The sequence below is a fragment of the Bradyrhizobium sp. NDS-1 genome (genome assembly GCF_032918005.1).
In the GTDB taxonomy this organism is placed as follows: domain Bacteria; phylum Pseudomonadota; class Alphaproteobacteria; order Rhizobiales; family Xanthobacteraceae; genus Bradyrhizobium; species Bradyrhizobium tunisiense.
The window spans coordinates 7,517,987-7,531,954 of record NZ_CP136628.1 but is presented as its reverse complement, the minus strand read 5'-3'; the positions used below and the strand labels follow the sequence as shown (position 1 = coordinate 7,531,954).

Below are 13,968 nucleotides of genomic sequence, written 5' to 3'. Positions count from 1 at the left end.
CGAAGATTGGAAGTGAACGGACCTTCCTGCGGTACCACCATCGTGGCTTCGAGATAGATCACGCGGTATGGGTTCCTGCGTTCGCAGGGACGACAACCTACGGCCCGTACAACACGAGTTCCGTATCCGTGAGATCGCCGAGCTGTGGCCGATGCGGGCCCTTGAAATATTTCCGACCGCGCCGCTCTGTATAAATACCGACGAGGCCGGGAATCGGGCCGTTGGAATCGATCGCCACCGAGATCTTGCCGAGCCGGAGCAGCAGCCGGCCGATGCGGCCTGCGCAAGCGACGTATTCGGCAGCGCTGCGGCAGTAGATCAGCTTCATCGCAGGAGGCGCAATGAAGCCGCGGCGGATGCGCACAGGTTGCAGGATGAAGGGGAATGTTCCCTTCGGCGTGCGGCAGACGAAGCTGAGGCAGTTGTAGCGCGCGTGCCGTGTCAGGAGCTCGGTCTCTGCTTCGGAGAGCCCTTCGATCGTCTTGGCATGAGGCGAGATGACCTCGATCTTGCTCCAGCGCGGGACGCGCGCCAGTGCAGGGACCGAGAAGAATAGGCCGCGGCAATAGGCCTGAAAGCCCTGCGTTTCGATGATCGGCCAGGTCCACGGCGCCGGACTGATGTTGAAATAGGTCACGTCCTTGTGCCGCTGCGCGATCTTGGTCAGCAGCGGGGCATAGTTGCGGTAGGCCGGATCGACATACCAGCTCGACAGGTTGCACTGGATGGCGGTCTCTTCGCCGTTCTTGCGTGTGGTGTAGATCAGCAGCAGCACGCCGACCGGCGTGCCGTCACTATCGAGCATGTAGCCGAAGCGCGGATAGCCCTCCGGCACGGAGCGGAAGGCCTGCCGGCGCAGACCCTGGATCCAATAGTCGCGCGAGCGGCCCACGAAGCCGCGCGTCAACAGGTCCGCGATCGCTTCCGCGTCGGACTCGGTAATCTCGCGGCATCGCACCTTGGTGTGAATCGCGCTCGTCTTACCCGTGGAAATGACAGGCCTCGTTTGGTTAGCGCCAGCCTTCGACATGGGCGTCGGCCGTGACCTGCGACTGCAGGCCCAGGACGTCACGCACCTTGGCGGGCCAGGCGGAAAGGTCGGTGCCGTGGGTGTGGAACATGGCGACAGCCAGCCGGTCCATGCCGAAGGCGACGCACCCGGTGTGGGCTGGCTCACCGTTGGCGTCCTGGATTCCCCAGGTCGTGCCGAAATGCTCGCGGTGATAGTTGAAGCTCATGCAGGCCGTCGGCTGCTCTTCCGAGCGCAGCGGAATGAGGAGCTCGAACTTGAGCTGCTGCTGCTTCTGGCTCACCGCCTTCATCTGGCCGACGCGGCCGAAGAAGGGGTCGCTGGCATAGTCGACGCGAAAGGTGAGGCCGAGATCGGTCGCGATCTTCTGCGCGCGCACCATCCAGCGCTCGCGGAAATCGGCGACGTCGTCGGGGCTGCCGATGCAGACATATTCGCGCATTCGGAACGATTGCAGCCGGTCGAGATGCTTGGACGGCTCGCGGCGGAAGCAATCCGCGGCGACGTCGAAACGCAGGCCGCTCTTCGGCAAGGGTCCGCGACTCGCCGCGATCGGATAGACCGGATAGCAAGCCGCCGGCGACAGCACGAGATCGGCCGGCGAGAGCGATGAGGTCCAGTCGCCGCCGGCATCGAAGCGGCTCACCGCGGCGTTGATCTCGCGTTCGGTCCCGTGCAGGCCGCAAACGCAGCCGAGCAGGTTCGGAAAGCTCTTGAGGTAGCCGGATTTCTCCAGCTGAGCCCGGCTCATGACCGGGGGAAAGCGCATGACCTCGGTGCCGGACTCGCGATGGCTCGTGATCAGCGTAGCGAGCTTCTCGACGATGCCTTCATAGAGTGCGGTACGGGCATAGACACCGTCGGCGCCCATGCGGTGGAACAGCTTGTCGGCGAGGTGATCGAGGGGATCAATCATCTGCGGCGCGGTCGCGGGCGAGTCGGGGAGGACGGCAATGTTCATGGGTCGATATCCTGCTATCTCAAAATTGTTCTTGTTGGTTCAGTCGCAAAGCACTCAATCACGAAGGCTGGTCGGCACGCCGCTCATCAGCGTCGATGTCGCGGCATTGGCCAGAATGCGGTCGTTGTTGATCATGATCGGGGACGACAGCACGTCGCGGAGGTGCCGCCCCATGGTGAACTCGCCGTCGTTGCGGTAGCCGGAGAGGCCGGAAGTGCGCATCGCATGCATCACGGTCTCGACCGCGAGCTCGGAGGCCTGCACCTTCAGAAGCGTGATCGAGGACTGGAAGTCGAGCGAGCCGAGCGCGCGCTCGTCATGCTCGGCGCGGGCGAAAGCGTCGGTGTTGGCAGCGATCAGCGCGCGCAGCTTGGCCAGCGACATCTTGGCGGCGGCGAAGTGCGCCGCGGCCGGGGGCATCTGGCCGCCGGAGCTGCGGGCCGCCTTGCGGATGAAGGCCTGCGCGCGGGTCACGGCCGCGGCGGCGATGCCGGCCCAGGCCGAGGACCAGCAAAGATGTGCGAACGGCGTCATGGTCTGGGCGTGGATCTTGTCGTAGGATTCGGGGAAGACCCGGTCGGCGGGGCAATCAACCTTCAGCTCGAAGCCGGTCGAGCAGGTGCCGCGCATGCCGAGCGTTTCCCAGCCCAGCGTCCGCTTCAGCGAATAATCGTCCTTGGCAAGCGCCAGCAGCACCTGGTCGGAGGCGGCGGCCTCGGTGGCGCGGCGGGCGATGGTGACGAGACCGTCGGCCTCGGCGCCGTAGGAGATCACGGTGGCGTCACGCACCAGCGAAACCGTGTCACCGGCGTGGTCGACGGCGGCGGCGCTGGCGCGGATGTTGCCGCCGTTCTGGCCCTCGGTGGTGGAGGAGGCGAGCAGCCACTGGTCGCGGGCGACCCGGCGCATCATGGTTTCCATCCAGGGGATGCCGTGGCCGTGCCTGACGACGCAGGCGACCTTGGTCTGGTGCATCGCGTAGATCATAGCGGTCGAGGCGCAGGCGCGTCCGAGCGTGTAGCAGATGTCGGTGACGTCGTAGATGGAGGCACCGAAGCCGCCGAACTCGACCGGGATCATGACGCCGAGCAGTTTTTGCTCGCGCGCGACCTCGAAAGCCTTGCGCGGGAAACGAGCGTCGCGATCGACCCCATCGGCGTCGGCCGCCGCAGCGGCTGCAGTCCGGGCTGCCCGTTCGATCAGAGAGGGCCCCTGCTCCAGGAAGCTCGTCTGCGTTTCGTCGACAGTGAGGACCGCTTCACGCACGTTCATGCTCGTCCGCCTCCGGTTCGCCGTTCGAGATCGCCGGCATCATTCACGATGCGCGTCAGCGATCCTCCGGCCATCTTTGCTTGTGAGACGAGGCTACGGATTTAATTCAAATTCGTCGATGAAATAGAAGGTAAACAAAGTCGAATTCCGAACAAACAGTTAAGGCCGGGTTGTTTGCCTCTCCCGTTTTTCCAGCACCACGTTAGGAATCCGGAAGAAGCCCGAATTCCAGACAATCTGAGTCATCGTTTACTAAGAAACGCGAAGTATGAGTGCCGCCCATTGCGGGACCGGCAGGCTGTGCCCATCGTAGCCGGAAGCCGGTCCGACCTTTTGACAGACACATGGGAATTTGCCGATGCAAGCCTTTGATACCGAATTGCGCAATCGCATCATCAAGCTGGTGAAGGGCATCCTCGAACAGAATTCGCTCACCGCCGACGTCACGCCGTCTGCCAAGCTCGTCGACGTCGGCCTGACCTCGATGGACATGGTCAATCTGATGCTCGGGGTGGAAGCCGAGTTCGACTTCACCATCCCACAATCCGAGATCACTCCGGAGAACTTCCAGTCCGTCGAGACGCTGGAGCGCATGGTCACGACCCAGCTGCGGCTGGCGAACGCGGCTTAAGCAAGCGGTGTCGTCCCTGCACATGCAGGGACCCGTGCCGCGGAATCTATCGACCTTTGACGGTCGAAGTACCGAACGATGAGTCTCCGCCAAACGACGGCCTGTGGTTACGGGTCCCTGCATTCGCAGGGACGACACTGAGTGTGAGGCCCGGGCATCATTGCTCCTCACACCACCGGCATCATTCCCCCACCCCCGTTCCAAAACCGCTCCAAAACTGGCATAGCTTAACCATGTCGCACGGGGCCGATAGGGTGGAGCAGGTATGACGCAGGCGGTATTGGGCATCATCGGCGGCTCGGGCATCTATGATCTGCCGGGCCTCGAGGGTGCGCGCGAAGAGGTGATCGAGAGCCCCTGGGGTGAGCCGTCGGCGGCCTTAAGGCGTGGCACCATCGCGGGCCTGCCAATCGTGTTCCTGCCGCGACATGACAAGGGCCACCGTCTCTCACCCTCCGACATCAACTATCGCGCCAACATCGACGTGTTGAAGCGCGCCGGGGTCACCGACCTGATCTCGCTGTCGGCCTGCGGTTCCTTCAAAGAGGAACTGCCGCCCGGCACGTTCGTTCTCGTCGATCAGTTCGTCGACCGCACCCACAAGCGCGAGAGTTCGTTCTTCGGCCGGGGCTGCGTCGCGCATGTGTCGATGGCGCATCCGGTCTCGCCGCGGCTGCGCATTCACCTGGCCGCAGCAGCCGAGGCCGAGGGCATCGCAATCGGGCGTAGCGGGACCTATGTCTGCATGGAAGGGCCGCAATTCTCCACATACGCGGAGAGCATGACCTACAAGACGCTGGGTTATTCGGTGATCGGCATGACCAACATGCCCGAGGCGAAGCTCGCGCGCGAGGCGGAGATCTGTTACGCCACCGTTGCAATGGTGACGGATTTCGACTGCTGGCATCCCGACCACGATGCCGTCACCGTTCAGGACATCATCCGTGTGCTGACGTCGAATGCCGACAAGGCGAAGGCCCTGGTGGCGCGGTTGGCGAAGGATTTCCCGCGCGAGCACGAGCCGTGTCCGATCGGCTCGGACCGTGCGCTCGACACGGCGCTGATCACGGCGCCCGAGGCGAGGGACCCCGAGCTTCTGAAGAAGCTCGATGCGGTAGCCGGGCGCATCCTGCGCGGTTGAGGCGCAAGAAGGACGAAAAGGCAGAATGCCATGAAGGTCGACGGCAAGCATTTCCGCAGCATCTGGCGCGAAGGCGACGGCTGGTCGATCGGCGCGATCGACCAGCGCCGGCTGCCGCACGAGTTCGTCGTCGCGAAGCTGACATCGTGTGAAGACGCCGCTGTTGCCATTCGCGACATGCTGGTGCGCGGCGCACCGCTGATCGGTGCGACCGCGGCCTATGGCATGGCGCTCGCCATGCGCGAGGACGCCTCCGATGCCGGGCTGAAGCGCGCTTACGATACGCTCGTCGTGGCGCGGCCGACGGCGATCAATCTGAAATGGGCGCTGGATGAGATGCGCGCGGCGCTGGCGCCGATTGATCCGATTGAAAGAGCCGAGGCGGCCTACGCTCGCGCCGACGAAATCGTCGAGCAGGATGTCGAGATCAACCGCGGCATTGCGGGCAACGGCCTGAAGCTGATCGAGGCGATTGCGGCCAAGAAGCCGGGTGAGACGGTCAACGTCCTCACCCATTGCAACGCCGGCTGGCTCGCCACCGTCGACTGGGGCACGGCGACGGCGCCGATCTATCTTGCGCATGAGCGCGGCGTCAAGATCCATGTCTGGGTCGACGAGACGCGTCCGCGCAACCAGGGCGCCTCCCTCACCGCCTGGGAGCTCGGCCATCACGGCGTGCCGCACACGGTGATCCCCGACAACACCGGCGGGCACCTGATGCAGCATGGCATGGTCGACCTCGCCATCGTCGGCACGGACCGCGTTGCTGCCAATGGCGACGTCTGCAACAAGATCGGTACCTACCTGAAGGCGCTCGCCGCGCACGACAACGGCGTACCGTTCTACGTCGCACTGCCGTCACCGACGATCGATTTCGCCGTCCAGGACGGTATCCGCGACATTCCCATCGAGCAGCGCAGCGGCGTCGAGGTTACCGACATGACCGGCCGCACGGCAGATGGAAGGTTGGAGACGGTGCGTATCGTCCCCGAGGGTTCGCCGGTCGCGAACTACGCCTTCGACGTGACACCGGCGCGGCTCGTGACCGGCCTCATCACCGAGCGCGGTGTGCTGAAGCCGGATCGTGCTGCGCTGGCAGCAGCGTTTCCGGAGCGCATCGCCCCTGCGGCGGAGTAGGCAGTTTGCCAGGCGAGATGTCCCACACCGTCATTGCGAGCGTAGCGAAGCAATCCAGAGTCTTTCCGCGGAAACGGTCTGGATTGCTTCGCTGCGCTCGCAATGACGGAGAATGACGCGCTAGCTCAGCTTCAACCCCGTCGCCTGCTCAAGCTCGGCGATCGCCTGCGTGCCGCTCGCGACCTTGATCGTGGTCATGCCCATCTCGCGGGCGGGCTTCAGGTTGACGCCGAGGTCGTCGAGATAGACGCAGTCGCTCGGATCGACCTTCAGGGTCTCCACCATCATCTCGTAGATGCGCGGGTCGGGCTTGCGCAGGCCGATCTTGGCGGACTCGATCACGTGATCGAACAGCACCATGACTTCGGCAATGTAGAGCGAGCGTCCGGTCATGCTGCCAATGGCATTGGCCGGGAGGTTGTTGGTGATGCAGCCGGTCTTGAATTTCGCCTTGATGCGCTTCAGGGCCTCGACCATCTCGGGGCGCAGATCGCCCTGCAGCAGCGATACCACGTCGCGTCCGCGCACCTCGGCGCCGAGTGCACGGGATTCTTCGGCGAACAAGTGATCGAACGTGTCGATATCCACCTCGGCGCGCTCGAATTTGGCCCAGGCGTTTTCCAGATGGTTGGCGGCGTTGGTCCGCCGTATGATGTCGGTGGGCAGTCCGCGCTCCGCCTCGAATCGCGCGAAGGCCTCGAACGGCGAACTCGTCAGCACGCCGCCAAAATCAAAGATCACAGCTTGGATCGCCAATTCCTGCCCCCCGTCAATTCCTTTCCAAGAGGGCTAGCATGCGCTATCGGCAAGGGCCAGTCCGAAGCAAATTCAGGCGCTCACCGAACCGACGGCCGAGACATGTTCCCCATGAAGACGATTGCGACATTCGCCGCGGCTGCTCTGCTGCTCGCCACGCCCGCGCAGGCCATCGTCGGCGGCGGCACGCCGCAGGCGGATGGTGTCGCGCGTGCCGTCGTCACCATCGTCGGCTCGCGCGGCAATTTCTGCACCGGCAGCCTGATCGCGCCGAGGCTCGTGCTCACCGTCGCTCACTGCGTGCAGCCCGGCGCTGACTATAAGATCGTCGATCGCGGAATGGACGGCCAGCCGCAATTGACGAACGTGCGCACGGTCGCGATCCACCCGAACTTCAACATGCAGGCGATGCAGTCGCACCGCGCCACCGCGGACGTGGCGCTGCTGCAACTGGAAATTCCACTCAAGGGAAAATCCACGGTGCCGGTCGGCATGCCGCAAATTCCAATTCGGGTCGGCGGCCGTTTTACCATCGCCGGCATCGGCGTCACCGCTCGTGGCGATGGCAAGAGCGGCGGCATCACGCGTGTTGCCGCGCTTGTCGCCACCGGCCAGCCCGGGACGCTTCAGATCCGGCTGGTCGATCCCGTAACCAACGGTGTTCGCGACGGAATTGGCGCCTGCACCGGTGATTCCGGTGGTCCTGTGTTCGAGGACAAGCCGAATGGTGCCGTGCTGGTCGGCCTCATCAGCTGGTCCACCGGGCCGAACGGCGCTGCCGGCTGCGGCGGGCTAACTGGCGTCACGCCGCTCACGCTCTACCGCGACTGGATCTTGCAGACGGCGCGGAGCTGGGGTGCGGCGCTGTGATTTGACCGCGACTTGATCTATGTCATTTTGAAGCGGAAGCGCGTCGGGTGATCATGCCGGCCGCGGAGGAAACGCGTCGTCCATCAAGGGCGGCCACAAAAGCAAGCAAGGCATAGAAGCAACAATGAATGTCGCTGTTCGCGGTCACACCGCCACCAAGCAAGCTTCCGAACATTTCGACGTGCTGATCGTCGGCGCCGGCATCTCCGGCATCGGCAGCGCCTATCACATCGAAAAGCAGCTGCCGGGCACCAGTTACGTCATCCTGGAGACCCAGGAAACGTTTGGCGGCACCTGGAGCACGCATCGCTATCCCGGCATTCGTTCCGACAGCGATCTCCATACTTTCGGCTACAGCTTCAAGCCGTGGGTCGGTCCGCCGATCGCGACCGCCGAGGAGATCTTGTCCTACATGAACGAGGTCATCGAGGATAACGACCTCGCAAGGCACATCCGCTACAAGCACAAGATCAATTCCGCGAGCTGGTCGAGCAAGCAAAATCTCTGGACCATCGAGGCGGTGACGACCGACGCCGGCGAGCGCAGGACGTTCACCGCAAACTTCCTCTGGATGTGCCAGGGCTATTATCGCCATTCGGAAGGCTACACGCCGGAATGGAAGGGCATGGACCGGTTCAAGGGCCGCATCGTCCATCCCCAGACATGGCCTGACGATATCGACCTCGCGGGCAAGAAGGTGGTTGTGATCGGCTCGGGCGCGACGGCGGCAACGCTGGTGCCGAACATCGCGGACAAGTGCGCGCACGTCACCATGCTGCAACGCTCGCCGACCTATTTCCGGCTGGGCCGCAACGCCATCGAAATAGCGGAGGAGTTGCGCCGGCTCCAGGTCGACGAGGAATGGATCCACGAGATCGTGCGACGCAAGATCCTGTTCGAACAGGATGCTTTCACGAAACTCTGCGTGTCAAAGCCCGAGCAGGTCAAGAAGGAGCTCATTGGCCAGATCAGCGCGGTCCTAGGTCCGGACTATGACGTCGAGACGCACTTTACGCCGACATACCGGCCGTGGCGGCAGCGCATTGCGTTCGTGCCCGACGCCGACCTCTTCAAGGGGATTGCCAGCGGCAAGGCCTCCGTCGTCACCGACGAGATCGAGTGCTTCGTGGAGAACGGAATCCAGCTCAAATCCGGAAAGTTACTGGAAGCCGATGTCGTCGTCACCGCGACCGGCTTCAACCTCGCGGCCCTCGGCGACATCGCCTTCGAGATCGACGGCAAGCCGCTCGCCTTCGGCGACACAGTCACCTACCGCGGCATGATGTTCACGGGCGTGCCGAACATGGTCTGGGTGTTTGGTTATTTCCGCGCCAGCTGGACGCTGCGCGTCGACCTCGTCGCCGATTTCGTCTGCCGGCTGCTCGGCCACATGAAGGCCAAGGGTGCCAAAAAGGTCGAGGTCAAGCTGCGTGCTGAGGACCACAACATGCCGATCCTGCCCTGGATCGATCCGGAAAACTTCAACCCCGGCTACATGATACGCAACATGGACCTCTTGCCCAAGCGCGGCGACAAGCCGGAATGGCAGCACAGCCAGGACTATTGGACCGAAAAGGACGAGATCCCGAAGACGGATCTGGACGACAAGGCGTTTGTTTACGGGTGAGGGGCGTTCGTGGGTGAGGGGCGACTACTGTCACCACACACTCCACCGTCGTCCCGGGGCGCGAAGCGAACTCGGGACCCATAACGACAGGGAATAGTTAGGGAGCGAGCTGGTAACTCCGAGTCTTTGTCAAATGTCTCCCCGTGGCTGGGTCCCGGATCAGCGCTCCGCTTCGCTGCGCTTGTCCGGGACGACACTGTTCGCTGGGTGAGCGGCGTTCTCATTCCCACCACCACTACGAATTCCTTCGCGTCGCGTTCGTTGCGATTGCCGCGGCTGCCGTTCGATTCTCCACCCCGAGCTTGGCGTAGATCTGCTCCAGATGCTTGTCGACCGTGCGCGGGCTGAGACCCAGGATCTGCGCGATGTCGCGGTTGGTCTTGCCCTTGCTGAGCCAAGCCAGTACCTCGCCCTCGCGGGTGGTGAGGCCGAGTTCGCTGGTGAATTCGGGGGGCAGTGCGGTGCCGGATTCCCGGGAGAGCCGCAGCAGAAACTCGTTCGGCGCGGTTTCGCCCATGTAATAGAGCCGGAGTTGGGGGTTCTCGGGCAAGGAGGCCGCCTGAGATTTCGAGCTGCCCTTAACCTTGGCCTGTTCCAGCCATTGCAGCAGTGATGGCGACAGGACGAAGTCGTCGGGCTGTGCGCCCTGATGGTCGGACATCAGCTTCTGCGCCTGTGGCGTCGCCCATAGCAAATTGCCCTGGCGGTTGACCGCGAACAGAAAGCGGCCGGAGACGTCTAGCGCTGCGCGCGCGCTCTGCGTCAACCGGGCATTGCCGAGATGGACGCGAATGCGCGCCAGCATCTCCTCGATCACGATCGGCTTGGTCACGTAGTCGACGCCGCCGGCTTCAAGGCCGCGCACGATATGCTCGGTCTCGGCAAGGCCCGTCATGAAGATGACAGGGACATTGGCAAGACCCGCATCGCGCTTGAGCCGGCGGCAGGTCTCGAAGCCGTCGATGCCCGGCATCACGGCGTCGAGCAGAATGATGTCGGGCGTGATCTGGTCGATGATGCGCATCGCGGCCGCGCCGTCGAGCGCCACCATCACCGTCATGCCGGCGCCGTCGAGCGCATCGGTCAGCAGCCGAAGCGTTTCGGGAGAGTCATCCACAACGAGCGCGACGTCGCGCTTCTTCGACTCAATGCTCATGCGCATGCAATGTTTTCAATGTGTCCATGTACTGGTCGAGATCGAAGCGGTCGACCAGCGACCGCATCTGCGCGACGAAGTCGGCATGCTCCGGGTGCTCGCTGCCAATCTCGTCCAGCTTCAACTGAATGCCCTTGACGTAGCCGATTTGGCCCAGCCCGATCAGCGCCTCGATATGCCGCACCGGCGGCCTCGATCCGCTCTCCGGTCGCCAGAACGGCACTGCGATTTCGTCCGAGCCATACTGCCATTCGAGCCTTAGGAGCTGGCGGATCGTCTCCAGCAGCCGCGGGATGTCGATCGGCTTCATCAGATAGCCGTCATGGAAAGGCTGCGCCAGCGGGGTGCCGTGAGCCTCCAAGGCGCTCGCCGAGACCATCAGGATGCGCGCCTGGTGATGGCCGCTCGCGCGCAAGGCCTCCGCGACGGCCCAGCCGTCCATGGCGGGCATCGAAATGTCGAGCAGGAACAGGTCGGGCCGGCAATGCTGCGCCAGCGCGAGGCAGCCGGGCCCGTCGGGGGCGCTGAGCAGGATGAAGCCGAGCGGCGTCAGCACCTCGCGCAGGAGGTCGCGATGAACGGGATCGTCGTCGGTGATGAGGATGGTCTTGCGCGCGCCGTGATAGCCGGAGACCGGGGCTTCCACCGGCGCGATGCGCTGGGGATTGGTCACCTCCGACAGCAGGATCTTGACCTTGAACGTCGAGCCGGAGCCGACCTTGCTCAAGACCTTGATATCGCCGCCCATCACGCCGGCGAGCAGGCGGCTGATGGTCAGGCCAAGCCCGGTGCCGGTCTGCGGCTGCGAGACACCGAGCGCTCCGCGCTCGAAGGGCGCGAAGATGCGCTCGAGATCGTCGCTCTGGATGCCGGGGCCGGTATCGATCACCTCGAACTCGGCGACGGGGCTGCGATAGTGCACCACGAACTGCACGCTGCCGGTCTGGGTGAACTTGATCGCGTTGGAGAGCAGGTTGATCAGCACCTGGCGCAGCCGCTTCTCGTCGGCATAGACCACGACCGGCAAGTGTGGCGGCCGCCGGAACAAGAAATCGATGCCCTTGGCGGCGGCCTGAAGGCGAAACATGCCGACGAGCTGGTCGAGGAATTCGCTGAGGCGCACCTCGTCGCGCGACAGATACAGCCGCCCCGCCTCGATCTTGGAAATATCCAGAATGCCGTCGATCAGGCCGGAGAGGTGGTCGGCGCTGCGGCGGACGACGCGAACCTGATCGCGCGGCTTGGTGCTCAGCGTCGCGTCCTGCTCGAGCAGTTGCGCATAACCGCTGATCGCATTCAGCGGCGAGCGAAGCTCGTGGCTAAGGCCCACGACATAGCGGCTCTTGGCGAGGTTGGCGGATTCGGCGACCTCCTTGGCGCGCTGGAGTTCGGCGTCGGTGCGCTTGTGCGCGTCGATCTCCTGGATCAGCAGTGTGGTCTGTCGCCGCGTCTCGGCTTCAGCCGCGCGGCGGCTCTGCTGCGCCAGCACGAACAGCCAGGCCACCACGCCGATGATGATGCTGAGCGAGAAGAACACCTTCCAGAGCACGTCGGAGACCAGCACGTTCTCGCCATGCACGCTCGCCGAGGTCTGCAGATAGATCAGGCCCAGCACCAGCGCGACGAGGCCGGCGGAGACCACGAAAACGCCGATATACTGGCCGAGTTGCGAGTTGATCCTTGCGTAGATCGGCTGCGGCATCAGCTTGCCCAGCGTCTCCGACACCTGCGCCTGGATCCGCGCGTGCGGCTTGCAGAGATCGTGGCAGCGGGCGTCGAGCGAACAGCACAAGGAGCAGATCGGCCCGGCGTAAGCGGGGCAGGACGCCATGTCTTCCGGTTCGAACGAGTGCTCGCAGATGCAGCACTGGATGGCTTCGAGGTTCTGCCAGCTTCGCTTCGGCTTGCGTGCGATGTAGTACTTGCCGCCTGTGGCCCAGGCGATCAACGGTGCGGCAATGAAGGCGACCGCGAGCGCGATGAAGGCTGACAGCGCCTTCGCGGTAGGTCCGAACAGGCCGTAAAAGGCACTGATGGAGATGATGGTCGCGATTGTCATCGCGCCGACGCCGACCGGATTGACGTCGTAGAGATGGGCGCGCTTGAACTCGATCTGCTGCGGCCGCAATCCAAGCGGCTTGTTGACGATGAGATCCGCGACCAGCGCGCCGACCCAGGCGATCGCGACGTTGGAATAGAGCGCCAGCGTCTGCTCCAGGGCCTTGTAGACGCCGATCTCCATCAGCAGCAGCGCCACGATGACGTTGAAGACCAGCCAGACGACGCGGCCGGGATGGCTGTGGGTCAAGCGCGAGAAGAAATTCGACCACGCGATCGAGCCGGCATAGGCGTTGGTGACGTTGATCTTCACTTGCGACAGGATCACGAACGTGCCGGTCAATGCCAGCGCAAGATCAGGCTGCGATAGCACGTAGCGGAACGCTTCGAGATACATGTGCGCCGGCTCGGCGGCCTCCTCGGGCGGCACCCCGTGGCTGAGCGCGAAGAAGGCGAGAAACGAGCCGGCCAGAAGTTTCAACGCGCCGAGCACGATCCAGCCTGGCCCGGCGCTCATGAGCGCTATCCACCAGGAGGCCCTGGACGCCCGGCGGTCCCGCGGCAGAAATCGCAGGAAGTCGACCTGCTCGCCGATCTGCGCGATCAGCGAAAACACCACCGAGGCCGCAACTCCGAACAGCAGCAGGTCGAAATGTCCGTTGAGATCGCCGTGCTCGCCCGAGAACTTGCGCCACTCCGTGAAGGAGCGCGGGTTGTGCCAGGCGATCGCCGCGAACGGAATGATGTGGAGCACGATCCAGAGGGGCTGCGTCCACAATTGGAAGCGGCTGATCAGCGTGATGCCATAGGCCACCAGCGGGATGATGACGACGGCGCTGAGGAGATAGCCGATCGGCCGCGGAATCCCGAAGCACATTTCGAGCGCAGACGCGAGGATCACGGCTTCGATCGCAAAGAAGATGAAGGTGAAGGACGCGTAGATCAGCGAGGTGACGGTCGAGCCGATGTAGCCGAAGCCGGCGCCCCGCGTCAGCAGGTCGATGTCGATGCCGCATTTGGCGGCATAATAAGCAATCGGCACGCCACAGCAGAAGATGATGGTCGAGACCACCAGGATGGCGGCGGTCGCGTTGGTGACGCCGTAGTTCAGGGTGATGGTGCCGCCGATCGCCTCCATCGCCAGGAACGAGATCGCGCCCAACGCGGTGTTGGCGACCCGGGCGGCCGACCAGCGACGCGCGCTCTTGGCCGTGAAGCGCAGCGCGTAGTCTTCCAGCGTCTGGTTGGCAACCCATTGGTTATACTGGCGCCTGACGCGGTCTATTCGCTGCCGCCCTGCCACTCTGACCCCACTCCCGATACGGACCC

The 13,968-nt window shown here is 63.8% G+C and carries 11 protein-coding genes; 5 read left to right on the top strand and 6 right to left on the bottom strand.

Annotation, left to right across the window (positions count from 1 at the left end; translation table 11 throughout):
* Positions 1-97: 97 nt before the first annotated feature.
* From RX330_RS35170 to RX330_RS35160, 3 genes are read right to left on the bottom strand one after another with little or no spacing between them, the layout of a single operon-like run.
* On the bottom strand, positions 98-1,030 hold the full coding sequence (locus RX330_RS35170; RefSeq protein ID WP_317241559.1) for an acyl-CoA acyltransferase: 933 nt from the start codon (positions 1,028-1,030) through the stop codon (positions 98-100).
* Positions 1,011-1,991 carry an amino acid--[acyl-carrier-protein] ligase gene (locus RX330_RS35165; protein WP_317241558.1) on the bottom strand — a complete coding sequence of 327 codons (981 nt, stop codon included), beginning with the start codon at positions 1,989-1,991 and terminating at the stop codon, positions 1,011-1,013. Before RX330_RS35165 ends, RX330_RS35170 begins: the two co-directional genes overlap by 20 nt.
* 54 nt (positions 1,992-2,045) lie before the next feature.
* Positions 2,046-3,263, bottom strand: coding sequence for an acyl-CoA dehydrogenase family protein (locus RX330_RS35160; protein ID WP_317241557.1), 1,218 nt, complete (start codon positions 3,261-3,263; stop codon positions 2,046-2,048).
* Between the two features lie 358 nt (positions 3,264-3,621).
* Between RX330_RS35160 and RX330_RS35155 the strand changes: the two genes are divergently transcribed.
* The 3 genes from RX330_RS35155 (at position 3,622) to mtnA (ending at position 6,172) form a co-directional block, all read left to right on the top strand.
* Complete coding sequence (locus tag RX330_RS35155) at positions 3,622-3,894, top strand: phosphopantetheine-binding protein (RefSeq protein WP_212083773.1); 273 nt, start codon at positions 3,622-3,624, stop codon at positions 3,892-3,894.
* Between the two features lie 265 nt (positions 3,895-4,159).
* Complete coding sequence (locus tag RX330_RS35150; RefSeq protein WP_212083774.1) at positions 4,160-5,035, top strand: S-methyl-5'-thioadenosine phosphorylase; 876 nt, start codon at positions 4,160-4,162, stop codon at positions 5,033-5,035.
* A gap of 30 nt (positions 5,036-5,065) precedes the next feature.
* Positions 5,066-6,172, top strand: a complete 1,107-nt coding sequence (gene mtnA / locus RX330_RS35145; protein ID WP_317241556.1) for an S-methyl-5-thioribose-1-phosphate isomerase — start codon at positions 5,066-5,068, stop codon at positions 6,170-6,172.
* Positions 6,173-6,292: 120 nt separating this feature from the next.
* On the opposite strand, the gene RX330_RS35140 is transcribed toward mtnA, so the two are convergent.
* The gene (locus RX330_RS35140; protein WP_317241555.1) at positions 6,293-6,928 is read right to left on the bottom strand and encodes an HAD-IA family hydrolase; all 636 of its coding nucleotides are present in this window, start codon (positions 6,926-6,928) and stop codon (positions 6,293-6,295) included.
* A 111-nt stretch (positions 6,929-7,039) separates the two neighbouring features.
* On the opposite strand from RX330_RS35140, the gene RX330_RS35135 reads away from it, so the two are divergent.
* Both RX330_RS35135 and RX330_RS35130 read left to right on the top strand, forming a co-directional pair.
* Positions 7,040-7,798, top strand: coding sequence for a S1 family peptidase (locus RX330_RS35135; protein ID WP_212083779.1), 759 nt, complete (start codon positions 7,040-7,042; stop codon positions 7,796-7,798).
* Between the two features lie 124 nt (positions 7,799-7,922).
* Positions 7,923-9,425 carry a flavin-containing monooxygenase gene (locus RX330_RS35130; protein ID WP_317241554.1) on the top strand — a complete coding sequence of 501 codons (1,503 nt, stop codon included), beginning with the start codon at positions 7,923-7,925 and terminating at the stop codon, positions 9,423-9,425.
* A 235-nt stretch (positions 9,426-9,660) separates the two neighbouring features.
* Here RX330_RS35130 and RX330_RS35125 read toward each other — a convergent pair whose 3' ends face one another.
* Positions 9,661-10,587: a response regulator gene (locus RX330_RS35125; protein ID WP_212083783.1), complete on the bottom strand. Its 927-nt coding sequence runs from the start codon at positions 10,585-10,587 to the stop codon at positions 9,661-9,663.
* Positions 10,571-13,942: an ATP-binding protein gene (locus RX330_RS35120; protein WP_317241553.1), complete on the bottom strand. Its 3,372-nt coding sequence runs from the start codon at positions 13,940-13,942 to the stop codon at positions 10,571-10,573. The genes RX330_RS35125 and RX330_RS35120 overlap by 17 nt, the downstream gene beginning before the upstream one ends.
* Positions 13,943-13,968 lie beyond the last annotated feature (26 nt).

Excerpts from the sequence above, each read along its gene's own strand:
- RX330_RS35170 (WP_317241559.1), bottom strand. The coding sequence starts at position 1,030 with ATGTCGAAGGCTGGCGCTAACCAAACGAGGCCTGTCATTTCCACGGGT.
- RX330_RS35165 (WP_317241558.1), bottom strand. The coding sequence starts at position 1,991 with ATGAACATTGCCGTCCTCCCCGACTCGCCCGCGACCGCGCCGCAGATG.
- RX330_RS35160 (WP_317241557.1), bottom strand. The coding sequence starts at position 3,263 with ATGAACGTGCGTGAAGCGGTCCTCACTGTCGACGAAACGCAGACGAGC.
- RX330_RS35155 (WP_212083773.1), top strand. The coding sequence starts at position 3,622 with ATGCAAGCCTTTGATACCGAATTGCGCAATCGCATCATCAAGCTGGTG.
- RX330_RS35150 (WP_212083774.1), top strand. The coding sequence starts at position 4,160 with ATGACGCAGGCGGTATTGGGCATCATCGGCGGCTCGGGCATCTATGAT.
- mtnA (WP_317241556.1), top strand. The coding sequence starts at position 5,066 with ATGAAGGTCGACGGCAAGCATTTCCGCAGCATCTGGCGCGAAGGCGAC.
- RX330_RS35135 (WP_212083779.1), top strand. The coding sequence starts at position 7,040 with ATGAAGACGATTGCGACATTCGCCGCGGCTGCTCTGCTGCTCGCCACG.
- RX330_RS35130 (WP_317241554.1), top strand. The coding sequence starts at position 7,923 with ATGAATGTCGCTGTTCGCGGTCACACCGCCACCAAGCAAGCTTCCGAA.
- RX330_RS35125 (WP_212083783.1), bottom strand. The coding sequence starts at position 10,587 with ATGCGCATGAGCATTGAGTCGAAGAAGCGCGACGTCGCGCTCGTTGTG.